We start from the raw sequence: 25,465 nt of genomic DNA, 5'->3' as shown, positions 1-25,465 counted from the left end.
ACACTCCAGTAAACTCTGGAGTGTATTTTTATTCCATTAAAAATGTAAAGGAGGTTGACTTTATGATGCTAAATGGAGTATGATGGAAAAGGTTGATGGTGAAATGATCATCTAGGAGAATTAGCTCAGCTGGGAGAGCATCTGCCTTACAAGCAGAGGGTCGGCGGTTCGAACCCGTCATTCTCCACCATTTAAGTCCATACTCAGCCGCTCTAGCTCAATTGGCAGAGCAACTGACTTGTAATCAGTAGGTTGGGGGTTCGATTCCTCTGGGCGGCACCATTTTACTCTTGACGTACCGGGAATTAATTGATAAAGTAATATCTGTTAAACTTATTTGCGGAAGTAGTTCAGTGGTAGAACACCACCTTGCCAAGGTGGGGGTCGCGGGTTCGAATCCCGTCTTCCGCTCCATTTTTTATTAAGCGGTTATGCCGTTTTATTTTTTTTGCTTATGCGCCCGTAGCTCAATTGGATAGAGCGCTTGACTACGGATCAGGAGGCTAGGGGTTCGAATCCTCTCGGGCGCGCTCAGCAACCACGGGAAGTAGCTCAGCTTGGTAGAGCACTTGGTTTGGGACCAAGGGGTCGCAGGTTCGATTCCTGTCTTCCCGACTCTTTTAGATTCATCATATCATGGGGGCTTAGCTCAGCTGGGAGAGCGCCTGCTTTGCACGCAGGAGGTCAGCGGTTCGATCCCGCTAGTCTCCATATTTCAATTACATATACCGGGGGCCTATAGCTCAGTTGGTTAGAGCGCACGCCTGATAAGCGTGAGGTCGGTGGTTCGAGTCCACCTAGGCCCACTCAAGAGACATGGAGGATTTCATGTCTCTTTTATTTTTGGCCTAAAAGGTACCGCATTATAAGCGCGCGCAATCTTCCAGGAAGGCCTTTAGGATGCTGATGATTTCATTACTGTCCTTTTCCCCGATACCGATTACGACCGAGTCGGTCAGATGATTCGAATATGAATAGGCGTCACCGTGGACCAGCCCATGCTTTATGGCCTGGTCTTTTATATTTTTGCCTTTGAGCTTGAGGATGAAGTGCATTCCTGTATGCTCCCCCTCGATGTGGACGGCGTAATGGGTGCGTACCCAGCTGGTGATCTCTTCCATCTTCTTCTTATAGACTTTTCTCATGCGGTTGATGTGACGGTTGAAGTAGCCATCTTCCATGAAGCGCGCGACGATATGCTGGTTCTGCCGCGGCACATTGCATGACATCTCTCTTTTATAGTAGAGTTCTGCAAGCGTTGGTGGCAGTACCATGCACGACAGCCGCAGAGAAGGGTAGAGTGATTTGGAAAAAGTGCTCATATAGATGGTGCGGTCGTTCTGATCCAACCCCTGCAGTGAAGGGAGGGGCCGCCCTGTATAGCGGAATTCACTATCGTAGTCGTCCTCTATGATGTAATGGCCTTCGTCCCCTGCATAGTTGAGCAATTGGATGCGCTTTTTAAGCGACATCACCGCACCGCTCGGAAATTGGTGGGAAGGCGTCACATGCACTACAGGATTGCCATAGGCCGCCACCTGATTAATATCTATACCATCCCCAAAGACCCGGGCGGGATCCATCCCGCCGTCATATTTCTCCAGCACTTTCTGTATTACAGGATAGCCCGGGTCTTCAATCGTCATACGCGGGTATTTGAGCAGATAGAGCACCTGCTCGAGGAGGAACTCTGTCGACGGGCCGATGAATATCTGGTCGATGGAGCATGTCACCCCCCGGTTCAGGTGGAGGTATTTCTGTATCTGGGCCTTCAGTCGGGATTCACCGCTGTCTTCACCTTTATTCAAAAGTTCGGCGTCCGAGTATATCTCCCGTGCGATCTGCTTCAGAGCATCACTTTGGACAAGGGACGTATCGATGGTGCCGAGCGGCAGCCGGTATTCTTTTTTTCGGGGGCGCTCAATATGGGGCACACTCGGGGTGTCAGTTTGCTTGAGCTGTTCAATCGCTGATACATAATAGCCGCTCTTTTCCTTGCTGTAGATCAAGTCTTCATCCACCAGGAGGTGGTAGGCATGTTCGATCGTGGTCTGGCTGACCGACAAGTCCTCCTGTAGCTGCCGTTTGCTCGGTAACTTCTCATCGGCACCACGATCTCCGTTTAGAATCTGGGATTTGATAATGGTGTAGAGCTGTTCAAAAAGTGGTTGGCATGCGGTTTTATCCAAATTGATAAGCATAATCTGACCCCCTGAATTTGTTTTAATGTGGCACTTATAAGTGATCAGATTTAATTTTATACTAAATTAATGGAAAATCAATTTAGGGGGAGTCATTACATATGCCACAAATTCAAACTGACAGCAGCAGGAACAAACTCGAGATACAAAAAGGCGGGGTCATCATGGACGTCGTCAATGCAGAGCAGGCAAGAATAGCCGAAGCCGCGGGCGCTGTAGCGGTTATGGCGCTAGAGCGTGTACCGTCCGATATCCGTGCAGCCGGAGGCGTAGCGAGGGCATGCGACCCGGGGATCGTCGAACAAGTCGTCGATGCAGTGTCGATACCGGTAATGGCGAAGTGCAGGATTGGCCATATCACAGAAGCAAGGGTCCTTGAAGCCATGGGGATCGACTATATAGACGAGTCTGAAGTACTGACGCCGGCAGACGAAGTGTTCCACTTGAAGAAAGATGATTATTCAGTACCGTTCGTATGTGGTTGCCGCGATATTGGAGAAGCCGCAAGGCGTATCGGAGAAGGTGCCTCGATGCTCAGGACGAAGGGTGAGCCGGGCACCGGCAACATTGTAGAAGCCGTCAGACATCTGCGCATGGTCAGCCGACAAGTCCGTGAAATCAGCGTCATGAGTGATGATGAGCTGATGACGGAAGCGAAGAACCACGGTGCGCCCTATGAAATCCTTAAGCAGATAAAAGAGGCGGGCAGGCTGCCGGTCACCAACTTCGCAGCCGGCGGTGTGGCCACGCCTCAAGATGCTGCGCTGATGATGGAGCTGGGCGCAGACGGCGTATTTGTCGGCTCCGGCATATTCAAATCGGACCAGCCTGAGAAATTCGCCAGAGCCATTGTGCAGGCGACCGCAAACTATCAGGATTATGAACTGATCGGCCAGCTTTCAAAAGAACTGGGTACAGCGATGAAAGGGCTCGACATCAAGCAACTGTCCGCTGAAGAACGTATGCAGGAGCGTGGATGGTAGAATGTTGCCTTCCAGAATCGATCTGGGGCCACGTAGCGTAGAAGTATAGAGGGGTTGGAGGATTTGTCTCCGGCGCTTTTAAACTTGAACCAGCCCCTTTATTTGAAGGTCTGTGCCTACTCACTGGAAAAGCCTCTGACTTCTCGTCAGAGGCTTTTTCCATTACCATTCATCTATCTCCCCGCGCACTTTATAGGTGAGGTCCTGGCCGTGCCGGAGCTTCAGGTTATCCTCCACTTCTTTGAGGGAAACACCCTGATTTTTCAAAAGCACAAGCGTATGATAAAGCAGATCGCTCGTCTCGTCGATCAGCTCATCCCTATCGCTATTTTTTGCAGCGATGACGACTTCCGTCATTTCTTCCCCACACTTCTTCAGGATCTTATCCGTGCCTTCCTCAATGAGGTATTTGGTGTATGACCCTGCTTCAGGCGCTTCCACCTTGCGTCCAACTATCCGATCCAGCGTCTGCAGGTTGAAATGCGTATCCCCGAAGCAGCTTTGACTGCCGAGGTGGCAAGTCGGCCCTTTTGGTTCGACCTGGATGAGCAGGGCATCCGAGTCGCAATCGAGTGCCATGCTTTTGACAATCTGGACATTGCCACTCGTCTCGCCTTTTTTCCACAGGCGCCCCTTCGACCTCGAGTAGAAACAGACCATTCCTTCTTCGAGAGTCTTCTGGTATGCAGTTTCGTCCATAAAGCCATTCATCAGCACCTGCCCTGTATGTGCGTCCTGCAGAATGGCGGATAGGAGGCCGCCCCCCTTTTCGAAATCCGGTTTCATATAATCCTCACCTCTATATCGCTCGCCTTCAATTTTTGTTTCAGATCTTCAATTTCTACTTCTTCATTATGGAAGATGGAAGCGGCCAACCCTGCAGAAACATCCGTCTCATTGAAGAGTTCTATGAAATGTTCCGGGTTGCCGGCGCCTCCGCTCGCAATGATCGGGATCTGGACTGATTCATTGGCCTTGGTCAGAAAATCGATGTCGAATCCTTCCTTCACCCCGTCATGGTCGATGCTCGTGATCAGCAGTTCCCCGGCGCCGAGTGATTCACATTGCGCAATCCACTCGAATGCCGGAATTTCAGTCTTTACGGACCCTCCATGGGTATGGACGAAATAATCCCCAGCTTCAGCATCGTATTTCACATCGACGGCGACACAGATGCACTGGCTGCCGAACATCCGGCTGGCTTCTTCTATCAGCTGCGGATTTTTGATTGCCGCGGAATTGATGCTGACTTTGTCGGCCCCTGCATTCAGAAGATCGCGTATATCTGAAACGGATGAAATGCCGCCGCCTATAGTAAGGGGGATGAAGAGTGTTTCGGCTGTATTCCTGATGACGTCAAGCATCAGATCATGGCCCTTCTGGGTCTTTGAAATATCGAGGAAGACGAGCTCATCGGCCCCGGCTTCATTGTAACGGGTGGCGAGCTCAACCGGGTCCCCGATATCCCGCAGCCCGACGAAGTTTATCCCTTTGACGACCCGTCTCTCTGTCACATCGAGACAGGGGATGATACGTTTTTTAATCATGTGATATCCCTCCAGAAGTCATCATTGTGGCTCGCCTTGCCGACGATGGCGTTATGGATGCCCATCGCCTCAAGCGCGTCGAGGTCTTCTTTGTTCCGGATGCCGCCGCTTGCGATGACGGTGTGGTGCGTCAAGTCGTTGATGCGGCCCGTATTTTCAAGGTTCGGACCCTGGCCCATGCCGTCTTTGGCGATATCCGTATAGATGATGCCGGCAAGCGCCAGATCTTCAATTTCTGTCAGGTAATCATCGATCGTGATGCCGCTGTTTTCGGTCCAGCCATTTACATAGATGTCGTTCTGCCTGGCATCGATGCCGACGAAGATCCTGTCCGGGAACTTCTCCACTGTCGACTTGAGCCATTCCATATCCATGATGGCCCGGGTGCCGAGGATGAAATGATCGATGCCGATCGCGTCATAGTGCTCAATCGTGTCAATGCTTCTGAGCCCGCCACCGATCTGGATCGGCAGGTGGGTCTTTTGTTTCAACTTCTGGACGAGGGTCGTTTCCTTGGCATCCTGCTTCAGAGCGCCCATCAGATCGATGATATGGATACGTGAAACTTGCTTGAAACCACTGTAGAATTTAACGGCCGCTTCAGGTGTGCGTGCCATCGCAGACTTTTTGCCGTAGTCTCCTTGTGTGAGACGGACGTTCTGTCCATCGATGATGTCGATTGCCGGGATGATGTTCATCTATATGCCTCCTTCAATGGCTTGTTTGAGGATTTCGAGTCCTGTGCGTCCTGACTTTTCCGGGTGGAACTGGATGCCGATGATGTGCCCTTTTTTGACGACTGCCGGAATGTCGATGCCGTATTCTGATGTTGCGATGACGGTATCGGTCCGGGTGGCGATATAACTGTGGATGAAATAGACGTCCTTGCCATCCAGGACTTGGTTAGGGCTGGATAGCGTATTCCAGCCAAGGTGCGGCACCGGGTGCTCTGTCTCCATACGCACGATATCGCCAGGCAGCAGACCCAGCCCGTTGGCGTTCCCTTCGGTACTGTGTTCGAAAAGGAGCTGCATGCCGAGGCATATCCCGATCAGTGGCTTATTTTCAGCCAGTTTAAGGAGTGTCGGCTTAAGGCCAGAAGTCTCGATGTGTGTCATGGCATGACCGAAATGGCCGACGCCGGGCAGCAGAATGGTGTCACATTCCTTCAGCACTACGTAGTCGCTTGAAAAGAGGCTCGGGTAGTCCAACTTATCAAGGGCGTTTTTGACGTTTTGTATATTGCCGAGTGAATAGTCGATGATGCCGATCATTCGATGACACCCTTTGATGAAGGGACGCCCATGCTGCTCGGCTGCAGTGCGGCGGCAAGGCTTCTGGCGAATGCCTTGAAGATGGCCTCGATTTCATGGTGGGTATTGCCGCCCTTCAATAGGTCGATATGGAGTGTCATGCGGCTGTTCATGCTGACGGCATTAAAGAATTCCATCACAAGCTCAGTGTCGAAGTTTCCGACTGTCGACTTTGAAAACTCCGCCTGGAAATTGAGGTGCGGGCGGCCGGAGAGGTCGAGTATCACGCGGGCCAGCGATTCATCCATCGGAATATACGTGGTGCCGTAACGCTGATAGGATGCCTTCGCCGTATACAATTCGCGGATGAGCTGCCCCAATATGATGCCGACATCTTCCACAGTGTGGTGTGCATCAACTTCCAGGTCACCCTGTGCTGAAATCTCCATATGAAGGCCCGAATGGAATGAGAGGAGGGTCAGCATATGGTCGAAGAAGCCGGAGCCTGTTTTGATGGAAGAGGCGCCGGGTGACTTTTCCTCATCGAGTGCTATTGAGATTGCCGTTTCTTTTGTCGTGCGTTCCTTGCTGATCATGTCGATTGCTCCATTCTTTGATTAGTTGGTTGAACCGGTCATAGTCTTCATGCTTTATGATGGAGTATCTGACCGCCTCATCGAGTGGTGCCGTGTCGTACATCCGTGGCTGATAGCCGCGCGTCTTCATGAAATGGCCGAGGTCGCGTGCATGCTCACCGTATGTGAAGATGAAGTTTGTGGAGGACTCGAGCACGGCCACTTCATCGGAAATATTGCCGAGGGCAGCCGCGAGCTGTCTTTTTGACTCCAACTGGTACTCGATGAATGCCTCGAGTGCCTCACGATCTTCGAAAATGCGGCTGGCGATGTTCAAAGACAGCGCGTTGACGGGATACGGGTGGTTGATCCGTGTAATCCTCCTGAATGCTTCCCCTTCGCCGATGGCGATGCCGATGCGCAGTCCGGCCACTCCGAACATTTTGCTCAATGTGCGGATGATCAGTACATGCTGGCCGGTCGGGCGCACATATGGCGAGGCGAATTCATAATAGGCTTCATCAAGTATGAGGTAACCACCATGTGACGCCATCGCGTCCGACAGCCGCTGCAGGTCGTCCGGGCTGAACATCTGCCCGGTCGGATTGTGCGGCACCGATATAAGGAAGAGGGAAGGCCGTTTCGCCTCCACTTCCCCTATGACTGCCGAGAAATCGAAAAGGAAGTCGTCATCGCACGGGATGGTGTGGACAGGTACATCTATTTGACGGGCGTATTCGTGATACATGACAAAATCAGGTTCGAGCGTCATGACGCCGCCTTGGCCAAGTGTCATGATCGCCTTCTGGATCCATTCGTCAGAGCCGTTTGCGACTTCGACGGTATCGCTGCCGATATCATAATAATCGGCGTAGAGGCGCTTGAAGCGGCCTATCTCGACGCTCGGATATTCATTTAAAGCAGTTTCTCCTACAGCTTCCATCAGGGCTTCATGGCTGAGCGGTGGCAGGGGGCTCGTGTTGCGGTCCATATGAATCATATCGTCACTCCATTCGGATATCCAAAGATTGGTGATGGGCGTCGAGGCCTTCGCGCTGTGCTATGATTTTTGCCGGTGGTGCAATTGTTCCGTAAGTGTCTTTTTCGATGGAGATGACAGCATGGCTCGTCAGGAAATCATTGATGTTCAAGCCATGGCTGAAGCGGCCTGTGCCATCCGTCGGAAGTACATGGGAAGGTCCGGCCGCATAGTCGCCGATCGCTTCAGGTGAATAGTAGCCATTGAAGACGGCGCCGGCATACTTGATGTTCGATATGATCATCTCAGCATCTTTATGCTGGATTGAAACGTGCTCTGGGGCCACATCATTGATCAGGCTGATTAGGGACTCGCGTGAATCGACGATGCGGTAGTGGTTGTGGGCGATGGATTGGTGGATGATGCTGCTGCGTGACTGCTGATCTATCAGCGCGTCCATCCGTTCTGCAATCCGATCGATGACCGCCGGGTCCTCACTGAGGAGGAATGTCCGTGCGTTGGCATCGTGCTCCGCCTGGGCGAAAATATCATACACGATGGCATCGATATGCACAGCATCGTCCACATAGATCAGTATTTCACTCGGTCCGGCGATCATATCGATGCCGACTTGGCCGAACAGCAGGCGTTTGGCGAGTGCGACATAGTAATTGCCGGGTCCTACAATCTTGTCGACTTTTGGAATCGATTCGGTACCGTAGGCGAGTGCTGCAATCGCTTGGGCGCCGCCTGCCGTATAGACATTTTCTACCCCACATGCGTAAAGTGCGGCGAACGTGATGTTGGTCGACTCGAAAGTCGGGGTGACGGCATGGATCTCCTGAACGCCCGCTGCAATCGCGGGCACGACTGTCATCAGTACGCTTGAGGGATAAAGGGCAGTGCCGCCCGGGATGTAGACCCCGACCTTTTCAAGCGGGTGATAGACATACTGGAATTCTCCCTCTGCTTTATCTTCATATTTGATGCTGAGCTGATACTGCTCAATCCGCCGACGGATTGTTTCGAACGCCTCTTTTTCCTCATATGACAATGCATCATAACTTTCCTCGAGCCTTTCTTTAGGCACTTTGAAGGACTCCGGTGATTGTCCGTCGAACTGTTCGGTATAGCTTAGTAGCGCTGCATCCCCTTCTGTACGGACGCGTTCGATGATCTCCATGACCCCTTTGTAGCCTTCGAATCCGGCCGTCTCCTGTTCTTTTTTGAAGTTGGCCTTAAACGCCGCTGCATTCATTCAATCACTCCAATCTCAGTCAGGAAGCCATATATTTCATCTTCCTTTGTATAGAAAGTCCGTTTGTTCGCAATCAGGCGCGCATGGATATCCATGATTTTTTCATATTCGACCAGGCCGTTATCTTTCAAGGTGCTGCCTGTCTGGACGATATCGACGATGCCGTCCGACAGGCCAAGGAGCGGCGCGAGTTCCACCGAGCCATTCAAGTGGATCAGGGAAATATCCTGCTTCTTGTTTTTGAAGTGCTCTTTTGCGATATTCGTATATTTCGTTGCGATCACTCCGAAACTTTCCTGGCCGGGCAGAGCTGCTACAGAGAAATGGCAGTCCCCAAACGGCAGCTGCGACACATTCAATATGTTGAACGGATTCTCGGTGATGATGTCCGAGCCGACGATGCCGAGGTCCGCGACACCGCTCTCTACATAAGTCGGCACATCCGGTCCCTTGGCGAAGATGAATTTGACATTGTTCACTATCGTGTAGAGTGAACGCGTCTCATCTTCGAGTGCAGTGCTGTAGTCGGCGAGGTCATTTTCACTCATATATTTCAGGAAGTCTTTGAAAAGGCGCCCTTTCGTCAGTGCCACAGTTATCATAATAACCCTCCATCGGATAGGTTTACAGCAATGCCGAAAGCACTGCTGTTGTATTCCCCGCCGCTTAGGAGCGGGTGGTCATGATCCAGGAATGCCTGGAAATAGAATCCGTTGTAGTAGGACTGGGGAGAGCGGAACGACAGGTCCAGCATGAATTTCATTCCATACTTCTCCAATGTCTGCCTGAGTCTCGCGATAAAGCGCATGATGTCATGTTCTGCAAACTCTTCATTGACCAGATCAATCTGATCGCTGACTTTTGCAGACAGGAGTGCATAGAGTGGATGCTCCACTCCAAGACATTTCCTCAGCTCGGATAGGTTCTTCTCATGCACAAGATGGCGTATGTCTCCGTCCAGTCCATATTTACTGAGGTAGAGGTCGAGCAGTGCATCATCGTTGACCACGATGGAATGGAACGACTGCGCATATCTATCGGTGATGAATGACAGGTGCATATCGATGCTCTCCAGAATTTCATCATTGGAAGGGCGGTACAGTTCCACTCCTGCCTGATGGACTGTAGCGTAGTCCCGCACGACTGGGCCGAAGTAGCCGAAAAAGCGCTGATCAAGGTGATAGTTCTCGCTGTAGTTCAGCAATGAACGCGTCCAGTCGCTCCGTATGGAGAACAGCTGCTCATTGCGTTCGAGGATGATGGCGGAGGGATGATGGCGTTTATCCTCGATGGTGAAAGGCTCGACCATGTTCATGTCCACCAATCTATATTTTTCATCGTCCAATAACCGGGTGTAATCCAGGGCAAATTCCAAGCGTCTTATGACCAGATCATTTTGCATGCAAAGCCTCCTTTAATGCTTTAGCGTAATAAAGAATAATCAATAAGTCTGATAATAACAAAATATATGGAGGGTGACAAGAGATTCGGGCACATTTTGTTCATCACTTTAAAATACTAAAGTGTTTTGATATGATGAACGTATTCAAATGGAGGGAAATATATGCAGATAGACAAGTTGAGGGGTCAGGAACTCGATGATCTGTTCGAAGGGATATTAAAGCTTGAGACGGTGGAGGAGTGCCATCAATTTTTTGATGATCTGTGCACGACAAATGAAATGATTTCCCTTAAGCAGCGTTTCCAGGTGGCGAAGATGATAAAGGAAGGACAGACGTACTCCAAGGTGCAGGATAAGACAGGTGCCTCCAGCGCGACAGTATCGCGGGTGAAGCGGTGCCTGGATTATGGAAGTGACGGGTATCATACGATCATCGACCGGATGGATTGAAGCGACAGAGTGTTGAAATGATAAAAAGGCCTTGCTGTATTCAGCAAGGCCTTTTTATGGTGTCATCCCTTAAACGGACACCTCGTTATAATCATGCTCTGCCAACATGAGTTTTGCGCACTAGAAGCAATATTTGTGAGACGAGCATCAGGACGGGCAATTCGATGAGCGGCCCGATGACCAGCGCCAATGCAATCAACGGTTCGTCGGGGAAAGCTGTGACGGCAATCGCCAAGGCAACAGGGGAGTTGCGTGCGATGATGGTAAGGCTCAAACTCGCCGTATCCTCGTAGGAGAACTGCATGTGTCTCCCCATGACTTGCGCAAGGATGAAATTGATGAAGAAGAAAAGCACCATCGGCAGGATCAATATGTAGATGACTTCGAGGTTATCGAGCAGACGGTTCCCCTGTGACGCGAACATGGCCATAATCGCCAAAGAGAGGAAGATCATTTGCGCATTTGTAAAAAATGGAATCAGTCTGTCATTAAGTAAGTGTGCTTTCTTCCTCAAGGCATAGCGGGTCAGGTGGGCAAGGGCGAAGGGCAGGACCAAGACCACTATCATGCTTTGTCCGATAATCGACAATGGGACAGGCTGGATGGCACCGGCGAATATATACAGATAGACGGGCAGAAGTACCATCTGCAGCATAAGATTGACCGGCAGGATGGTGGTGGAGAGGGCAGTATTGCCTTTAGCCATGGCAGTGAACAACAAATACCAGTCGGTACACGGCGTGACCATCAGCATGATGAAGCCGATCCATAGGGCAGGGTGATCGGCGAGAAATAATGCGCCGAGACCCCATGCCAAAATAGGCGACCATATGAAGTTGATGATGGCCGTCTGATATTTTTCGAGCATGCTCATGGGTACACTCCTTCACGATCCATCAAATGAGCAGATAGGCGATGATGGACACAAAAACAGATGTGAGGGTCATGGCGAGCAATGGTTTCATTGCCCTGTGCCGCAGATCCCGCAGACTCACATTCAATCCGAGTCCGACCATGGCAGCAGTCAGGATCCATGTCGTCACGCTATATATGCCCTCCATGACGCCAGCCGGTGCAGGAATAAATTTGCCCAGCACAAAACTGCCGAAGACACTCATTAAAATGAAGCCAATCAGAAACCATGGGAACGGTACGCTGTTTTGTCCGGTGCTGCCATCACTCTTACGCTTCATGATGAAGATAAATATGAAAGCGAGCGGCACCAGCAGAAATACACGTCCCAATTTAGCCAGCAACCCGATGGCGAGCGCTTCATCACCAGCCGGCGCTGCAGCAATGGCGACATGCGCCAGTTCATGCAGGCTTGTGCCGGACCAGACGCCGTAGTCCACCGGGGACATGGGCAGAAGCGGGCCGATGATGGTATAGCCGATCGCAAACACCGTGCCCATCAGGGCAATGATGCCGACGCCGATGGCCGTATCTTCATCTTTGGCCTTAACGGTCGGGGCGATGGCTGCGATGGCCGCTGCACCGCAGACGCCTGTCCCGATGCCAAGCAGAAGGGAAATCATCTTATCCGCTTTCAGCAGTTTGGCGAGCCACACCATAAAGAGCACGGCAAAAGCGATGATGATGATATCCCGCGCAAGTAGGCCCAGCCCGTCCTGGAATACCGTATCGATGCTCAGTTTCAAGCCATACAAAATGATGGCCAATCGTAGTAGTTTCTGTGACGAAAAGGTAATGCCACTACGGATCGCTTCCGGATAGCCGAAAAATTGACGGTATATGACAGCGATGATGATGGCGGAAGCCAGTTGTCCGATCTGGTTGAAGCCAGGCAGCAATGCCAACAGATAACCGGCTAAGGCAATGGCGAAAGTGAAGAGTATGCCGAGGGTCCAAGCGCCCCATGCATGATTATGTAAAAAACTATGTAGTCGGTTAGACATAAAAAAGCCTCCTGATACTCACCATGATAGGAGAATATCCCTTATGATTAAACGATTATGCAGATCTGGACAAGGCGATGCCATGAGTGCCGGATCGCAGTCAGATATATTTATTTTAGACCGGACAGCAGGTAATGAATAGCATTTTCCATGAATGGATGAAATGAATGCAGCATCAATACACAGCGTCCTAGACCTTTTGAGTGACCTGGAGAAATCAGGACATCTGACTGGGTTATATATATCTGACTATTCAGATATTTAATTGACATAATTTGTATGGATGTTATGTTTTAGATGAGAAAGGATCAAGGAGGTCATTAAATGGGACAAACTTGGATTAAATTGTCCGTAGTCTATCTGGTCATCGGCATTTCAGTCGGATTGTTCATGTCATGGACGCTTCAATTGAACTGGGCGGCAGGCCATGCCCACGTCAACGTCGTGGGATGGTTGTCGACCCTTGGGATCGGCGCAGTCCTCTCCATCTATCCGCACCTCGCTAAAAACGGTCTCGGTGTCGCCACGTTCTGGCTGTATCACATTGGCGTACCGCTATTTCTGTTCAGCACATTTTTTGTGCAGGTGAACCCTGGCGTTGCGCATATCTTTACGTTTGTCGGGGGACCGATGTTCCTGCTGGCCATCATTCTATTCGGAATCAATCTGTTTTTGAACTTGAATGTACCGAAAGAGGAATAAGCGCTGCATTGACATCAGTGTCGAATTGGCAGAAGCATCGATGCCTAAAACACATGCGATAATATCTGCCGCTACATGAAATCCTATAGCGGCAGATTCCTCTTTTTGAATATAAGGAGTGTCAGGACGCACGCGATTACACCGATTGATCCAAGGATGATCGAAGACATCAGAATATCCGCCTCGCCATTCGCAATCCGGCCAGGTTCATAGAGGGAGAACGGAGTGAAGTTGCGGATCCAATCGATATCCGTCACTATCTTCCCGATCATATCCATGCCGTAGAAGAGGAAGGTGATGCCGCCTGCCAATGCAAAGGCGTTTCTTTCGTCATTGAACAGCGCTGAAATGAGCAGTGAATAGCCACCCACCGCAAAGAAGAGCAGGAATCCGACAAAATTGATGAAGAAGAACTGGTCGAATGCGATGTTGCTTTCGATATCAACCAAAAACTCTGCTGCGATATATCCACCGGCGAACGTCATCAGGTGGATGAGGAGGAGTCCGCTTACAAAAACCAATATCTGCGTCATAATGATCTGAGTACGGGAGACGCGCGTTGATAACAGGTAGGCCATCGAACCGCGGTCAACGAGTCTCGCTATCAGTTGGATGGCGCTCATCACACTGAATACGGCCAAAATGATCAAGTAGAAAAGTCCGTAGTATTCCGCTGATATGAATTGGCCATAGCTGCTCAGCGACTCCAATCCCAGTGCCCGGAGCAATGGTTCCGGGAAGAGTTCGATCATCTTGTCGAACTCTTCCATATTGTCATTTAACAGGGGGAACACTAAAGTCATCAGGGTGACATATATGGCCGAGCCCAATCCGAAGCCGAGGAACATCTTCAAGTTGATCCTCATCATCTGTGTATAAAAGGACATGTTCATGACTCCACCTCCTCCCTGCTGTAGTAATCCATAAAGATCTCTTCCAAGCTTTGATCATCTGCACTGATATTTTTAATGTGGTAACCCGACAGAGTATCTATGAAGGCACTATAATTGCCCTGCAATTCTATCTTCACTGTCAGCTCATCCACTTTTTCCGTCTGCATTTCGGATTCGAGGAGGGAGGCAACTTCTTTCTTTTCCGTCAACGTTACATTGAACGCCTTCCGCTGCATCGATTGGAGCTCATGTATATTTTTGGTTGTGGCTATTTTGCCATTCCGTATAATGGCCGCCCGGTCGCACGTGCGTTCAATCTCAGCGAAGCTGTGTGAAGACATCAAAAATGTTTTCCCACGCGCCTTTTCTTCCATGACCAGGTCGATGAAAAGGTTCTGCATCAAAGGATCGAGCCCCGATGTCGGCTCGTCCAAAATGTAGATGTCCGGGTCATGCATGAACGTCGCCACGATGCCGACCTTCTGCTTCGTCCCCTTCGACATTTTCCGGATGGGATCCTTCGGATCAAATTGGAGCTTATCAATGAGGTCCGCGCGCCGCGCCTTATTGTGGACGCCTTGGAGTCCGGCCATCATATTCAGGAACTGATGCCCCGTCATGCCATCCAAAAACGCAATTTCACCCGGCAGGTAGCCGATATGGCTGCGTGCTGCCGATTGCTGATGCCATGCATCCAGCCCCTTGATCTTGGCATAGCCCTTCTGTGCCTTCATATATCCCATCAGATGCCGGATCGTCGTGGACTTCCCGCTGCCATTCGGTCCGAGGAAGCCAAACACTTCACCATCCTCGACATTGAATGTCACATCGAAAATGCCTTTTCCATTGGAAAACTCCTGAGTCAGACCATTTATTTCTATCATCATGCTCACCCCTTGATTGATGGAATCAAAGATCATCTGTTGTTTTAATTTTACACCACCAATACGGTGGCGTCATTCATTATGGGTAGGGAGTGTGATACTAAGAAACTGAGGATTATTTTGGGTTATAGTCCTTTTCCTAGCAGTGGACAATGTCCTTAGAATTCTAATTAAATATATATTACGATCAGATTATTAAAGTTTTTTCATTTTATTTCTTATAATGAGATGTTGTTATCGGTTATGTAATTAGTCTGCTCAACAAATCGATCGTTATATAGTAAATGTATTGAAAAAGTTTAAACCTTAAATTCTTATTGCAAAAAATTAAGAAATAACAAAAATATTAGATGTTAAATTGCACTGATTGGATACAATATAGCCCTATACCAATCATGTATCGCCGATTGTAAAATTAAGCTAGACACATAAAACGGTCACACATGATACACTCAAAATGGTTTTCCGACAAAAGAAATCATAGGAGTGATCATGCATGACCTACACCCATATTACCATGGATGAATTAGTATTCATAGAAGCCTATTTCCAACACGGAACTACCGTGGCTCAGATTGCGAAACGGCTCGGACGTGCCCGGCAGACTATCCACAATGTCATCACGCATTTCAAGGCCGGGCACACCGCCATCGACTACTATCAGCGCTATAAAGAAAATAAGAAGCGATGTGGTAGAAAACAAAGTGTCTTGCCGACCAGTCAACGGAAGTACATCGAAGAGAAGGTCGCTCAGGGCTGGACACCGGATGTGATCGTCGGCCGGCAGGAGATGCCAATTGACTGCTCGGGTCGCACGCTGTATCGCATGTTCAAACGGGAAACCTTTGATGCGGCCAAGCTGCCAATGCAGGGCAAGCGAAAACCGAATGGCCATCAGGAACGCCGGGGCAGACAAGCCTTCAGGCGTAATATCTCTGAAAGAGTGGATGACTATCCCACTTTCAATGAAGAGTTCGGCCACCTTGAAGGCGACACCATTGTCGGTGTCCGTCACAAGAGTGCGGTCATCACGCTGGTTGAGCGTCTGTCAAAAGCCATCATCACATTAAAACCCAAAGGCAGAACCGCACTGGATATTGAGTCTGCCATTAATACATGGTGTCAAAAGATGCCTAGAAACCTATTCAAATCCATCACCTTCGATTGTGGCAAGGAGTTCTCCAACTGGCAGTCGATGAGCAATCGAAATGATCTATCCATCTACTTTGCCGATCCGGGCACACCATCACAGCGGGGATTAAACGAACATTCCAACGGCTTGCTCAGAAGGGGTGGCCTGCCTAAAGATATGGATTTCAACACGGTCGACCAAGCTTTTATCTCATCGGTTGCCGCCAGAAGGAATCATATCCCAAGAAAATCATTGAACTATCGTACACCATTGGAAGTTTTTTTGGGTTACATGGGTGAGAAAGAACTGTCTAGCTTATTTTGACAAACGAAATATTTAAAAAACGATAATTTATGTCTCTTTATCCTAGAAAAATATAAGGTGAATAATAACGGTTAGACTATAACAATAATTTTGCAATTATAACTTCTAATTCTCGAAACAAACAATTTTGTAGTAGTATTTCATCAAGGGCGCTTTTATTTAAAAAATGATATCATTGTGAGGAAGTATCTGTGTGTGACAAAGAATTCACAACCAGGGATCGATACATATATAGACACTAAGTTATTCTACTTTTTGAACCTTAGTTACCATTCACTGGTAATTGAATGAGTGATTTGATGCAGTGTTTAAGAGATGTAAGGTGTCAATTATAATTGAGTAAATAACTTGAAAATCAAGGTTAACTAAAGTGAATGCTACCAAGCAGAATCACAACTTATGAAACGTTCGATTTTCTAAACTCCTTTGAAAGCAATTATAAGTCATATGTGTAGGTTATTTCATTAAGGAAACAGGTGTAATTTATGCAGATTCTCATTAGATATAATATTTATAGGGGTTGAATTTGACTTGAATTATAATAAATCATTCAAAGAATTATTTGAAGATAAATTGTTGAGAGACTATCCTGAAAAAATTATAAAGGGTATGAACGAACAAACAGTTGTACTTCAACAGATAAAAACCTTCTGTGAACTTAACTCATTGGATTATAGACAGGAGCTTAAGAATTTAGGTTTTCAGCAATATAGGAAAGGTACAATATTAGAAAATGAGATTCCCGATCTGCTAGAAGATATTTTTCCTGATAAAACAATTGAAAAACTGGGTTCGATTAGAGAATGTCATTCTCAATTAGATACAAGGATTAATAAATTTCATAAAGAAAGAAAAATGTCTAAAAAAGAATATTTAAAATCTATAGGATTTAATGTACGCCGATTGTAAAATTAAGCTAGACACCTAAAAAGGGTCACGCGTGATACACTCAAAATGAGTTTTCCGACCAAAGAAAATCATAGGAGTGATCACGCATGACCTACACCCATATTACCACGGACGAGCTAGTAATCATAGAAGCCTATTTCCATCAAGAGACCCCGACTTCACAGATTGCGAAACGGATTGGGCGTGCCCGTCAGACGGTCCATAATGTCATCGCATATCTCAAGGACGGGCACACTGCGCTGGAGTATTATCGGCGCTATAAGGAAAACAAAAGCCGGTGTGGTAGAAAACGGATTGTTCTACCGACCGATCAGCAGAAACATGTTGAAAAGCAGGTGGCGCAAGGCTGGACACCGGATGTGATTGTCGGTCGGCAGGAGATGCCAATTGACTGCTCGGGCCGTACACTGTATCGAATGTTCAAACGAAAAACCTTTGATGTAGCCACACTGCCGATGCAAGGCAAGCGAAAACCAAATGGCCATCAGGAACGCCGGGGCAGACAGGCCTTCAGGCGAAACATCTCTGAAAGAACAACTGACTACCCGGCGTTCAATGAAGAATTCGGCCATCTCGAGGGAGATACCATCGTCGGTGTCCGCCACAAGAGTGCCGTCATCACGCTGGTTGAACGCCTGTCTAAGGTCATTATCACCTTGAAGCCTGAAGGCCGGACGGCACAGGCAATCGAGTCTGCCATCAATACGTGGTGTCAAGAGATGCCCAGAAACCTGTTCAAGTCCATCACTTTCGACTGTGGTAAGGAATTCTCCAACTGGCAATCGATGAGCAACCAGAACGATCTGTCCATCTACTTTGCCGACCCAGGGACACCGTCTCAACGGGGATTGAATGAACATTCCAATGGCCTGCTCAGAAAGGATGGACTGCCCAAAGACATGGATTTCAACACGGTCGATCAGATATTTGTCTCGTCTGTCGCTTCAAGAAGAAACCACATACCGAGAAAATCATTGAACTACCGGACACCATTGGAAGTCTTTTTGAGTTACATGGGTGAAAAGGAACTGTCTAGCTTATTTTGACAAACGAAAGTAATAAATGCGAGTAGAAGTAAATATGATTTTCTGGCATTAAAAGAATTAAGAGATAATTACAAAATAAACTTAGCTGCTCACGCTGAACTTTTTGGAGTGTCTAGACAAGTTTTTACTAAAGATAAGATTGATGAAGCTTCTGGGGAATTTAAATCTGTAAGAAAAAAAATAAAAGAGATTCACAGAACAATAATATATCAAATGATAAGAAGTTACAAAAGTGAGTATGTTGATAATAATGGGCTTTCTGTCTCAATTTATAAACACAATACACAAGAAAAAGTTGCTATTTTTGTAAAAGATAAGGAAAAGGTTTATTATGTTTTCGATATGCAGCCAGATTTACAAAGAGAGATTGACGATAGTCAGTATTGTAAATTAGACAGTGATGATGAATATCACTTAAGACAAATTAGTTCAATCTTAAATACATATTGTGATTCAGGCGATGAAATAGAATTAACTAGTGATGAGTATAGACATTTTAGAATAGTGGCTAAAAGTTTAAATATAACTATAAATTTATTACTGAAAAGACTCGGCTATAAACAAAGTGTAAAATATAATGATAAAAGACTATTAACACAAGAGGAGCTTCTAGATAAGCTTCGTAAATTTGTTCTTGATGATGGAATAACTGTGTCTCTCCCAAGTCAAAATAATGAAGCGCAATCTTTACGTCTATATGCAAGTAGAAGTAATATGTCAATTGCCGATTATGTGAGGTCATTGGGATTTAAATATAAGTTAAGAGAAAATGAAAATGAGGCAAATAAGAATGCATTAATATCAGAGATTAAAAGCAAGTATATAGTTGAAGATTCCTATATTTACATATCTCCTTATGATCGTTTCTATAAAAATATGTACGTTAGAGCAAGAAGGCAAGGAAAGACTATAGACCAATTTTTAAATGAACTGGGATTTGAAAGACTTTTACTTAATCAATTACCAGAAAACTATGAACCATATGATTGGATTCAGGATATAAAAAATGTAGGTAATGATATAGATTTTAAGAAAGAAATTGAAAAATCTTTTGTTTATAATGGAAGAGTTTATATTCCTTCTAAGCATTATTTCTATGACCAGTTATTTTATCATGCTTTGTTACAGAAAAAGTCTATAAATGAAAAATTAAAAGAATGGGGCTTTGTACGCACTTATAGTCGTCCAAAGGAGTATATATTAGAAACAGAGGAATCTGGCATTTCACCGATAAAGTTAAATTTACTTAGTGAAATTAAAAACATTCAGAAAAAAATTCGTCTTAAAAAATTCAATGGTGAAACAGTAGTAAGATCTAGGGAGTTAACCGATAAATTGAAGAAACTGTATAACTATCAGTGTCAAGTTTGTGGACCGGAATCAGATACTATAGTGATGGAAAATGGATGTAATTATGTAGAAATACATCATATAACGCCACTTCATAATGCCAAAGTGGCTGAGGATGAAGAAGACCTAGAGTTTGATAATTATCGTAATTTAATATGTTTATGTCCATTCCATCATAAATATGTTCATTACCATAAAGGCGGAAACTATAAATTAAATCGAGAGAGATCGAAGTTAATTAACTCTAAAGGAGAAGAATTAAGGATAATAATTGACTTTCATTTGAAATGATTATAGTAATTTATTTTTATAGTAAGAAAGACATAATGTATATCTAAATATTCAATAATATTTTGAGAGCGTAAAATATCTTGTGTAAATGAATAAATAGAAAAAGGAAGCCCTTTTCTTGTAGAATTAAGTCACCACAACCAATTCATAGAAAAGAGGCCTCCCCTATGACTCAGTTTACAACAGATATCATGCAGGCTCTAGTAAAAAAAGAAGACATCTCCGAAGTTTTCCGTACCCATCTGGAGACGGCGGTCAATACGCTCCTTCAGACAGAGCTCTCTGCTTTCCTGGATTACGAAAAATATGACCGTATCGGTTTCAACTCCGGGAATTCACGGAACGGCACCTACACCCGCACCCTCCATACGGAATATGGGAATCTGGAGCTGTCGATGCCCCGGGATCGAAATGGCGAATTCAATCAGCAGACGGTCGCTCCGTATAAGCGTGCGAACGATACGCTGGAATCCTTTGTCATCCATATGTTTCAAAAAGGCGTCACGATGTCGGAGATTTCGGATCTGATTGAGAAGATGTATGGTCATCACTACACGCCTCAGACCGTTTCCAATATGACGAAAGCGATGAGTGAACAGGTGGATGCGTTCAAGCACCGTCCGCTGGCTGCACGCTATGCCTGTATCTATCTGGATGCGACCTACATCGCTCTCAAACGCGACACGGTCTCCAAAGAAGCCGTCTATATCGCCGTGGGCATCCGGGAGGATGGATCGAAAGAAGTGCTGGCCTATACCGTTGCCCCGACAGAATCTGCATTTGTCTGGGAGGAGGTCCTCCAGGATGTCAAAGCGCGTGGGGTCGAAGATGTCCTTCTATTCATCTCTGACGGTTTGAAAGGCATCACCGACCGGATCTTTGCGGTCTTTCCAGACGCCCGGTACCAAGCGTGCTGTGTACACCTGTCCCGTGGCATCTCCCATAAAGTGCGTGTCGCTGATCGGGCTGAAATCTGTGACGACTTCAAGTCAGTATACCGGGCAGAGAGCCGGGCATCGGGCGAGAAAGCGCTACAAGCTTTTGTCGACAAATGGAAAAAGACTTACCCGAAAGTGACACAATCACTGGCATCCAATCCCTATATCTTCACCTTCTATGACTTCCCAAAATCCATTTGGAGAAGCATCTATTCAACGAACCTCATCGAATCATTCAATAAGAAGGTGAAGAAATACAGTAAGCGCAAGGAGCAGTTCCCGAACGAAGATTCATTGGACCGTTTCCTGGTCTCACAGTTCGAAATCTATAATCAGAGCTTCTCCACCCGTTGTCATTTGGGATTCGACCAGGCACGGGCAGAACTGACGGCGATGTTCAAAGAATAGTCGCACGGTGATTACATACAAGAAAAGATTTTATCTATTTACACATAATTATTGACGGTCTCAGGAGGATAAAAATGAATAATGAATATAACGAAAGATGTAATAACATAATATCAATAAATTATCGAGATTATTTAATGAGTAAAGAATGGAGAAATAAAATTTGCCTTGATGAATTAATAGGTTTTGTGAGTATTAATAGAGATGGCGGAGATGACGTGAGATTTGAAGTTAGAAAAAACTACAAAACTGCGTTTGTGAAAATAGAAGATCATGATAGGTATTGTAAAGAACAAAACGTTAAATACAATGGTAAAATAGCTATAATTTTAGAGAGTCCTCATACAGAAGAATTTTTCGAAAAAGAGTTACAGGTTTTTGGTCGAGACGAAGGTTTTTTAAAAGCTAGACCAGCTAATGGTCAGACAGGTAGACTCTTTGAAAAATATTTTAGTGAAATTCTTAAAAAAAGTGAAATTTTTAAAAAAGAAAGTGGCAATTTACCTCCGGGCGATTATTCAGTATCTCTAATTAATTCCATTCAAAACCAATGCAGTTTAGGTGCTAACACATATTTTTATAGAGATAGGGTGTGGGCTCGACTTTGGTTTTGCAATGATGAATATTATAAATGTAACTTTATTGAAAGGGTAAAAAAACTTGATCCAACTATAATTATTAATTGTTCAACTAGAGGAAAGCATTATCCTTTGGATAATAAAAAAACTGGATACAATACCAATAAAAAGCGTGATTTTACTATGAATTTTCTAAAAGAAGAATGCAGAATAAAGCAATCTAAGATAGATATATTGAATGGCTTAGATGTCAATATAAGAAATTTAATATCAACAGAAATTAAAAAAAATTTCACTTCAGCTAAAATTTTTTATTCAAATCATCCTTCTTCTTGGTACTCTGAGCATAATCGAATATTGTATGATCATATATAATAGAGGATTATGCTCTAGGGAAGAGAAAGGGCTAGATAATATATTTTAGAAATTAGGTAAGAACGTTATTTATATCATTTTAACTGTACTATTTAATAAGATTGAGTTTAAATTGTCTTGAATTATCAAACATAAATCCCACCCGATATTGAAAAATACTATAATTTATCTATACAAATGAATGATTTCTTTATTCTCTCTCGCTTTAATCATTTTTGAATTATTCTACACCTCTATCACCGTCAAAGCGTCCGCAACTTCCGTAGCCAGATCATCGGTCCGCCATTCGCGCTGGTAGCCGAGGCATGGGCAGATGTAATGGATGCCGCCGTCTGTGATCTGGTGGCGGAAGTGGACGTGGCCCATGATGCTGTAGCGTATGGGGAATTCTCTGTAGAGTGGGTCGAAGTCGGATGTGCCGATGAATGCGTTGAAGAAGTCGAATAGGCGGTGGGGTGTAGGGACTGCAAATCGTGGATGGGTGACGACGTGCGTCATTAGGATGATGTTGCGGTCGCCGACGCGTTCGAGGTCCTGTTTTGCGGATTCAGCGAATGCTTTCGATACCGCCGGATCGTCCATTGACCAGTTGGCGCGGATCTTATCCTGCCAGGTGCCGCCGGAGAACTTGCCCGTTGCGATCTTTTCCCGGGAAAACCTCGGGTCTGCGTAGGAATAGTCATACCATCCGCTATTGCCGACGATGGCCCACTGGTCATTTATAATCAGTGGGGCGTCTATCACGCTGGTTGGGTCTTCCTTATAGAGCTGATGGATTTCGGGGGTGGATATATTGCCCGCTTCGGGTTGCCAGTAATCATGGTTGCCGGGGACGAAGCGGATATCAATCCCTGTCCTGTCCATAAGCGTATAGACGAACTCAAGGGTGATGCGGTAATCGCTGGCTATGTCGCCTGCAATGAGCAGCAGTTCTATTTTCTGTTTGTGGATTTCCTGTGTCAGTACATGTTCAAAATCCTGGATTGTATAGCGTGTCTGCCTACGATCGATATGCAGATCTGCAATGATGCCTATTCTCATATTAATCGCTCCATCAAATTTTTATCTCATAGGCAGTATCAGGTAATTCCTCAACCAAAGTCAACTGAAGTACCCATGGAAATGAAGAAGGCAGGCCATATGGCCTGCCTCTTTTGTATGCATATAAATTATGTCTATTAAGCGAATATACCGACTACCGCAGCTGTCAGCACACTGACGAGGGATGCCCCGTAGACGAGCTTCAAGCCGAAGGTGGCGACTTTATTGCCGCTTCCATCATGCAGTCCCTTAACAGAGCCTGCAATGATGCCGATACTTGAGAAGTTGGCGAATGACACAAGGAATACTGAAATCATCGCCTGTGATTTTCTGCTGAAATCATCTGCTATCGCGGTATAGTCGAGCATGGCCACGAACTCATTTGTGATGAGTTTTGTCGCCATCAGGCTACCTGCCTGTTGCGCTTCAGACCAAGGGATTCCGATAAGGAATGCGAGCGGCATGAAGATGTAGCCGAGCACGTCCTGGAAGGTGATTTCCATGCCCGGGATGAGCAGGAAGACCTGGTTCAGAATCGCAATCAATGCGATGTAACCGATCAGCATGGCCGCAACGGTCATCGCGACTTTGGCACCGTCCATGATGTAGTCGCCGAGAATCTGGAAGAATGATTTGCCGGCATCCGGATTGTCATCGACATCGGCCTCATCTTCAGCGTCGGTTACGTCGTATGGATTGAGTATGTGCACAATCACGTAAGTACCGAACAGGTTAAGGACGATCGCCGTTACGACATACTGCGGATCGAGCATGGTCATGTAGGCGCCGACGATGGAGAGTGATACTGAACTCATTGCCTGTGCCGAGAGCGTATAGAGACGGTGTTTCGGCAGGTGCGGCAATTGGTTCTTCAATGAAATGAACACTTCTGATTGTCCAAGGAGCATGGATGCAGCTCCGTTGTAGGACTCGAGATAACCCATTCCGGTCACTTTTGTAAGCAGTATGCCGAGCCCGCGGATGATGAGTGGCAGGATCTTCGTATACTGCAGTATACCGATCAGGGCGGAGATGACGATGATCGGAAGCAGGACGTTGAAGAAGAACACGTCAGCGACGCCGCCATCTTCCCCTACCATCAAGTCGCCCATGACGAAGCCGACCCCTTCAGCTGCGAATCCGAGCAGGGCGTTGAACCCATTGGCCAGACCTTCTATGACGAACTGGCCTGCGCCGGTGGATAGGAGGATAAATGCAAAAACCAATTGGAGCGCAAGCAGTATTACGATGTTCTTCCATTTCTTGAACGCAAGCTTACGGTTGCTGCTGACGAGCCAAGCCAGGAAGAATGTAAACAGGATACCGATTATTCCCATTAGAATATTCAATATTTTCACCTCGTAGAGTTATTTTTTAAGCCATTATATTACCGTAGTCTGAATGAATGACTGTATGCGTCTGGAACGATGGATATGTATCCTGGTTAATTATAATGCAAACGTTTACAGAAATAAAGGGCGAATCCATGAAACTTTCCATTTGCTATATTGATTCACAGCCTATATAATCAAAGTCAAAGAAGGTCAAAAGAGGTGATGAAATGCGTAACATGTCAGATATAATTGAACAGTACCTCAAAAAGCTGATAGAGGAGTCCGGCACTGAGGTCGTCGAAATAAAACGTGCGCACATCGCAGAAAAGTTCGATTGTGTGCCTTCGCAGCTGAACTACGTAATAAAGACGCGCTTTACCAACGAGCACGGTTACACTGTGGAGAGTAAAAGAGGCGGCGGCGGGTATATACGGATCACTAAAGTCGAGACGCATTCCAAAGCGGAATACCTTGCCCATCTGAAGCGGCTGGTCGGGGAGCAACTGTCGCAGCAGAATGCCAAACATATCATCCAGTCGTTGTATGAAAACGAAGTGGTGACGCAAAAAGAGGCGAAGATCATAAGTGCTGTAATGGACCGTGAGACATTGATGCTCGAGCTGCCGTACCGGGATCGCTTGCGGGCGAAGATACTCAAGAGGGTGATGGATGTCATCCTATACAGTGAGGAGTGAT

At 46.5% G+C, this 25,465-nt stretch carries 26 protein-coding genes and 7 tRNA genes; 17 read left to right on the top strand and 16 right to left on the bottom strand.

Annotated elements, in window-relative coordinates; all coding sequences use genetic code 11:
- Positions 1-114 precede the first annotated feature (114 nt).
- The 7 genes from ACZ43I_RS11395 to ACZ43I_RS11365 all read left to right on the top strand — a co-directional run bounded on the left by ACZ43I_RS11395 (position 115) and on the right by ACZ43I_RS11365 (position 806).
- Positions 115-190 (top strand) — tRNA-Val (locus ACZ43I_RS11395).
- Positions 191-206: 16 nt separating this feature from the next.
- Positions 207-282: transfer RNA gene (locus ACZ43I_RS11390), tRNA-Thr, on the top strand.
- Positions 283-339: 57 nt separating this feature from the next.
- Positions 340-414, top strand: a tRNA-Gly gene (locus ACZ43I_RS11385).
- A 42-nt stretch (positions 415-456) separates the two neighbouring features.
- Positions 457-530, top strand: a tRNA-Arg gene (locus tag ACZ43I_RS11380).
- Positions 531-541: 11 nt separating this feature from the next.
- Positions 542-615 (top strand) — tRNA-Pro (locus tag ACZ43I_RS11375).
- 23 nt (positions 616-638) lie between these two features.
- Positions 639-711 (top strand) — tRNA-Ala (locus ACZ43I_RS11370).
- 21 nt (positions 712-732) lie between these two features.
- A tRNA-Ile gene (locus tag ACZ43I_RS11365) sits at positions 733-806 on the top strand.
- Between the two features lie 57 nt (positions 807-863).
- Here the strand turns inward: ACZ43I_RS11365 and pdxR are convergent.
- Complete coding sequence (gene pdxR / locus ACZ43I_RS11360; protein ID WP_344703679.1) at positions 864-2,201, bottom strand: MocR-like pyridoxine biosynthesis transcription factor PdxR; 1,338 nt, start codon at positions 2,199-2,201, stop codon at positions 864-866.
- 101 nt (positions 2,202-2,302) lie between these two features.
- On the opposite strand from pdxR, the gene pdxS reads away from it, so the two are divergent.
- Positions 2,303-3,184, top strand: coding sequence for a pyridoxal 5'-phosphate synthase lyase subunit PdxS (gene pdxS, locus ACZ43I_RS11355; protein WP_344703677.1), 882 nt, complete (start codon positions 2,303-2,305; stop codon positions 3,182-3,184).
- 162 nt (positions 3,185-3,346) lie between these two features.
- Here pdxS and hisIE read toward each other — a convergent pair whose 3' ends face one another.
- From hisIE to ACZ43I_RS11310, 9 genes are read right to left on the bottom strand one after another with little or no spacing between them, the layout of a single operon-like run.
- The gene (gene hisIE, locus ACZ43I_RS11350; RefSeq protein ID WP_344703675.1) at positions 3,347-3,970 is read right to left on the bottom strand and encodes a bifunctional phosphoribosyl-AMP cyclohydrolase/phosphoribosyl-ATP diphosphatase HisIE; all 624 of its coding nucleotides are present in this window, start codon (positions 3,968-3,970) and stop codon (positions 3,347-3,349) included.
- A complete protein-coding gene (hisF, locus tag ACZ43I_RS11345; RefSeq protein WP_344703673.1) occupies positions 3,967-4,731 on the bottom strand; it encodes an imidazole glycerol phosphate synthase subunit HisF in 765 nt (254 codons plus the stop codon). The genes hisIE and hisF overlap by 4 nt, the downstream gene beginning before the upstream one ends.
- Complete coding sequence (gene hisA / locus ACZ43I_RS11340) at positions 4,728-5,429, bottom strand: 1-(5-phosphoribosyl)-5-[(5-phosphoribosylamino)methylideneamino]imidazole-4-carboxamide isomerase (RefSeq protein WP_344703671.1); 702 nt, start codon at positions 5,427-5,429, stop codon at positions 4,728-4,730. Before hisA ends, hisF begins: the two co-directional genes overlap by 4 nt.
- On the bottom strand, positions 5,430-6,005 hold the full coding sequence (gene hisH / locus ACZ43I_RS11335; RefSeq protein WP_344703669.1) for an imidazole glycerol phosphate synthase subunit HisH: 576 nt from the start codon (positions 6,003-6,005) through the stop codon (positions 5,430-5,432).
- On the bottom strand, positions 6,002-6,580 hold the full coding sequence (hisB, locus tag ACZ43I_RS11330) for an imidazoleglycerol-phosphate dehydratase HisB (protein WP_344703667.1): 579 nt from the start codon (positions 6,578-6,580) through the stop codon (positions 6,002-6,004). Before hisB ends, hisH begins: the two co-directional genes overlap by 4 nt.
- Positions 6,525-7,559 (bottom strand): pyridoxal phosphate-dependent aminotransferase, encoded by a 1,035-nt coding sequence (locus ACZ43I_RS11325; protein ID WP_344703665.1) that lies wholly within the window; start codon positions 7,557-7,559, stop codon positions 6,525-6,527. The genes hisB and ACZ43I_RS11325 overlap by 56 nt, the downstream gene beginning before the upstream one ends.
- Positions 7,560-7,563: 4 nt before the next feature.
- On the bottom strand, positions 7,564-8,796 hold the full coding sequence (gene hisD, locus ACZ43I_RS11320) for a histidinol dehydrogenase (protein WP_344703663.1): 1,233 nt from the start codon (positions 8,794-8,796) through the stop codon (positions 7,564-7,566).
- Entirely contained in the window at positions 8,793-9,398 is a 606-nt protein-coding gene (gene hisG / locus ACZ43I_RS11315) for an ATP phosphoribosyltransferase (RefSeq protein WP_344703661.1), read from the bottom strand. The genes hisD and hisG overlap by 4 nt, the downstream gene beginning before the upstream one ends.
- Positions 9,395-10,198 carry an ATP phosphoribosyltransferase regulatory subunit gene (locus tag ACZ43I_RS11310; protein WP_344703659.1) on the bottom strand — a complete coding sequence of 268 codons (804 nt, stop codon included), beginning with the start codon at positions 10,196-10,198 and terminating at the stop codon, positions 9,395-9,397. Before ACZ43I_RS11310 ends, hisG begins: the two co-directional genes overlap by 4 nt.
- A 162-nt stretch (positions 10,199-10,360) precedes the next feature.
- Here ACZ43I_RS11310 and ACZ43I_RS11305 point away from each other — a divergent pair, with 162 nt between their 5' ends.
- Positions 10,361-10,648: a YerC/YecD family TrpR-related protein gene (locus ACZ43I_RS11305; RefSeq protein ID WP_344703657.1), complete on the top strand. Its 288-nt coding sequence runs from the start codon at positions 10,361-10,363 to the stop codon at positions 10,646-10,648.
- Positions 10,649-10,739: 91 nt separating this feature from the next.
- On the opposite strand, the gene ACZ43I_RS11300 is transcribed toward ACZ43I_RS11305, so the two are convergent.
- A complete protein-coding gene (locus tag ACZ43I_RS11300) occupies positions 10,740-11,522 on the bottom strand; it encodes an arsenic resistance protein (RefSeq protein WP_425568404.1) in 783 nt (260 codons plus the stop codon).
- A 22-nt stretch (positions 11,523-11,544) separates the two neighbouring features.
- Positions 11,545-12,564, bottom strand: a complete 1,020-nt coding sequence (locus tag ACZ43I_RS11295) for a YeiH family protein (protein WP_344703655.1) — start codon at positions 12,562-12,564, stop codon at positions 11,545-11,547.
- Between the two features lie 324 nt (positions 12,565-12,888).
- On the opposite strand from ACZ43I_RS11295, the gene ACZ43I_RS11290 reads away from it, so the two are divergent.
- Positions 12,889-13,266: a hypothetical protein gene (locus tag ACZ43I_RS11290; RefSeq protein ID WP_344703653.1), complete on the top strand. Its 378-nt coding sequence runs from the start codon at positions 12,889-12,891 to the stop codon at positions 13,264-13,266.
- A gap of 83 nt (positions 13,267-13,349) precedes the next feature.
- Here the strand turns inward: ACZ43I_RS11290 and ACZ43I_RS11285 are convergent, their stop codons facing one another.
- Positions 13,350-14,159, bottom strand: a complete 810-nt coding sequence (locus tag ACZ43I_RS11285) for an ABC transporter permease subunit (RefSeq protein ID WP_344703651.1) — start codon at positions 14,157-14,159, stop codon at positions 13,350-13,352.
- Positions 14,156-15,043: an ABC transporter ATP-binding protein gene (locus ACZ43I_RS11280; RefSeq protein WP_344703757.1), complete on the bottom strand. Its 888-nt coding sequence runs from the start codon at positions 15,041-15,043 to the stop codon at positions 14,156-14,158. Before ACZ43I_RS11280 ends, ACZ43I_RS11285 begins: the two co-directional genes overlap by 4 nt.
- A gap of 496 nt (positions 15,044-15,539) precedes the next feature.
- Between ACZ43I_RS11280 and ACZ43I_RS11275 the strand changes: the two genes are divergently transcribed.
- The 6 genes from ACZ43I_RS11275 to ACZ43I_RS11250 all read left to right on the top strand — a co-directional run bounded on the left by ACZ43I_RS11275 (position 15,540) and on the right by ACZ43I_RS11250 (position 22,394).
- Positions 15,540-16,499 carry an IS30 family transposase gene (locus ACZ43I_RS11275; protein ID WP_464761595.1) on the top strand — a complete coding sequence of 320 codons (960 nt, stop codon included), beginning with the start codon at positions 15,540-15,542 and terminating at the stop codon, positions 16,497-16,499.
- Positions 16,500-17,030: 531 nt separating this feature from the next.
- A complete protein-coding gene (locus ACZ43I_RS11270; protein ID WP_344700689.1) occupies positions 17,031-17,408 on the top strand; it encodes a hypothetical protein in 378 nt (125 codons plus the stop codon).
- 86 nt (positions 17,409-17,494) lie between these two features.
- A complete protein-coding gene (locus ACZ43I_RS11265) occupies positions 17,495-18,454 on the top strand; it encodes an IS30 family transposase (protein WP_380710055.1) in 960 nt (319 codons plus the stop codon).
- A 108-nt stretch (positions 18,455-18,562) separates the two neighbouring features.
- Entirely contained in the window at positions 18,563-20,095 is a 1,533-nt protein-coding gene (locus ACZ43I_RS11260) for an HNH endonuclease (RefSeq protein WP_344703129.1), read from the top strand.
- A 167-nt stretch (positions 20,096-20,262) separates the two neighbouring features.
- The gene (locus tag ACZ43I_RS11255) at positions 20,263-21,441 is read left to right on the top strand and encodes an IS256 family transposase (protein WP_372909181.1); all 1,179 of its coding nucleotides are present in this window, start codon (positions 20,263-20,265) and stop codon (positions 21,439-21,441) included.
- 74 nt (positions 21,442-21,515) lie between these two features.
- On the top strand, positions 21,516-22,394 hold the full coding sequence (locus ACZ43I_RS11250; protein ID WP_344703209.1) for a hypothetical protein: 879 nt from the start codon (positions 21,516-21,518) through the stop codon (positions 22,392-22,394).
- Positions 22,395-22,619: 225 nt separating this feature from the next.
- Here ACZ43I_RS11250 and ACZ43I_RS11245 read toward each other — a convergent pair whose 3' ends face one another.
- Positions 22,620-23,435, bottom strand: a complete 816-nt coding sequence (locus tag ACZ43I_RS11245; protein WP_344703211.1) for a metallophosphoesterase — start codon at positions 23,433-23,435, stop codon at positions 22,620-22,622.
- Between the two features lie 137 nt (positions 23,436-23,572).
- Positions 23,573-24,784, bottom strand: a complete 1,212-nt coding sequence (locus ACZ43I_RS11240; RefSeq protein WP_344703213.1) for a NupC/NupG family nucleoside CNT transporter — start codon at positions 24,782-24,784, stop codon at positions 23,573-23,575.
- Positions 24,785-24,996: 212 nt separating this feature from the next.
- Between ACZ43I_RS11240 and ACZ43I_RS11235 the strand changes: the two genes are divergently transcribed.
- A complete protein-coding gene (locus ACZ43I_RS11235) occupies positions 24,997-25,464 on the top strand; it encodes a CtsR family transcriptional regulator (protein ID WP_344703215.1) in 468 nt (155 codons plus the stop codon).
- Position 25,465: the final 1 nt, after the last annotated feature.

It is taken from the genome of Salinicoccus jeotgali (assembly GCF_055379195.1).
The sequence above is the reverse complement of the archived record's forward strand: the minus strand, read 5'-3'. Positions and strand labels throughout refer to the sequence as shown.

Coding starts and splice junctions, on each gene's coding strand:
- ACZ43I_RS11305 (WP_344703657.1), top strand. CDS start 10,361: ATGCAGATAGACAAGTTGAGGGGTCAGGAACTCGATGATCTGTTCGAA.
- ACZ43I_RS11290 (WP_344703653.1), top strand. CDS start 12,889: ATGGGACAAACTTGGATTAAATTGTCCGTAGTCTATCTGGTCATCGGC.
- hisH (WP_344703669.1), bottom strand. CDS start 6,005: ATGATCGGCATCATCGACTATTCACTCGGCAATATACAAAACGTCAAA.
- ACZ43I_RS11285 (WP_344703651.1), bottom strand. CDS start 14,159: ATGAACATGTCCTTTTATACACAGATGATGAGGATCAACTTGAAGATG.
- ACZ43I_RS11310 (WP_344703659.1), bottom strand. CDS start 10,198: ATGCAAAATGATCTGGTCATAAGACGCTTGGAATTTGCCCTGGATTAC.
- hisF (WP_344703673.1), bottom strand. CDS start 4,731: ATGATTAAAAAACGTATCATCCCCTGTCTCGATGTGACAGAGAGACGG.
- ACZ43I_RS11250 (WP_344703209.1), top strand. CDS start 21,516: ATGAATAATGAATATAACGAAAGATGTAATAACATAATATCAATAAAT.
- hisA (WP_344703671.1), bottom strand. CDS start 5,429: ATGAACATCATCCCGGCAATCGACATCATCGATGGACAGAACGTCCGT.
- ACZ43I_RS11255 (WP_372909181.1), top strand. CDS start 20,263: ATGACTCAGTTTACAACAGATATCATGCAGGCTCTAGTAAAAAAAGAA.
- ACZ43I_RS11265 (WP_380710055.1), top strand. CDS start 17,495: ATGACCTACACCCATATTACCACGGACGAGCTAGTAATCATAGAAGCC.
- hisG (WP_344703661.1), bottom strand. CDS start 9,398: ATGATAACTGTGGCACTGACGAAAGGGCGCCTTTTCAAAGACTTCCTG.
- ACZ43I_RS11245 (WP_344703211.1), bottom strand. CDS start 23,435: ATGAGAATAGGCATCATTGCAGATCTGCATATCGATCGTAGGCAGACA.
- ACZ43I_RS11300 (WP_425568404.1), bottom strand. CDS start 11,522: ATGAGCATGCTCGAAAAATATCAGACGGCCATCATCAACTTCATATGG.
- ACZ43I_RS11275 (WP_464761595.1), top strand. CDS start 15,540: ATGACCTACACCCATATTACCATGGATGAATTAGTATTCATAGAAGCC.
- pdxR (WP_344703679.1), bottom strand. CDS start 2,201: ATGCTTATCAATTTGGATAAAACCGCATGCCAACCACTTTTTGAACAG.
- hisIE (WP_344703675.1), bottom strand. CDS start 3,970: ATGAAACCGGATTTCGAAAAGGGGGGCGGCCTCCTATCCGCCATTCTG.
- ACZ43I_RS11325 (WP_344703665.1), bottom strand. CDS start 7,559: ATGATTCATATGGACCGCAACACGAGCCCCCTGCCACCGCTCAGCCAT.
- ACZ43I_RS11235 (WP_344703215.1), top strand. CDS start 24,997: ATGCGTAACATGTCAGATATAATTGAACAGTACCTCAAAAAGCTGATA.
- ACZ43I_RS11280 (WP_344703757.1), bottom strand. CDS start 15,043: ATGATAGAAATAAATGGTCTGACTCAGGAGTTTTCCAATGGAAAAGGC.
- hisD (WP_344703663.1), bottom strand. CDS start 8,796: ATGAATGCAGCGGCGTTTAAGGCCAACTTCAAAAAAGAACAGGAGACG.
- ACZ43I_RS11295 (WP_344703655.1), bottom strand. CDS start 12,564: ATGTCTAACCGACTACATAGTTTTTTACATAATCATGCATGGGGCGCT.
- pdxS (WP_344703677.1), top strand. CDS start 2,303: ATGCCACAAATTCAAACTGACAGCAGCAGGAACAAACTCGAGATACAA.
- hisB (WP_344703667.1), bottom strand. CDS start 6,580: ATGATCAGCAAGGAACGCACGACAAAAGAAACGGCAATCTCAATAGCA.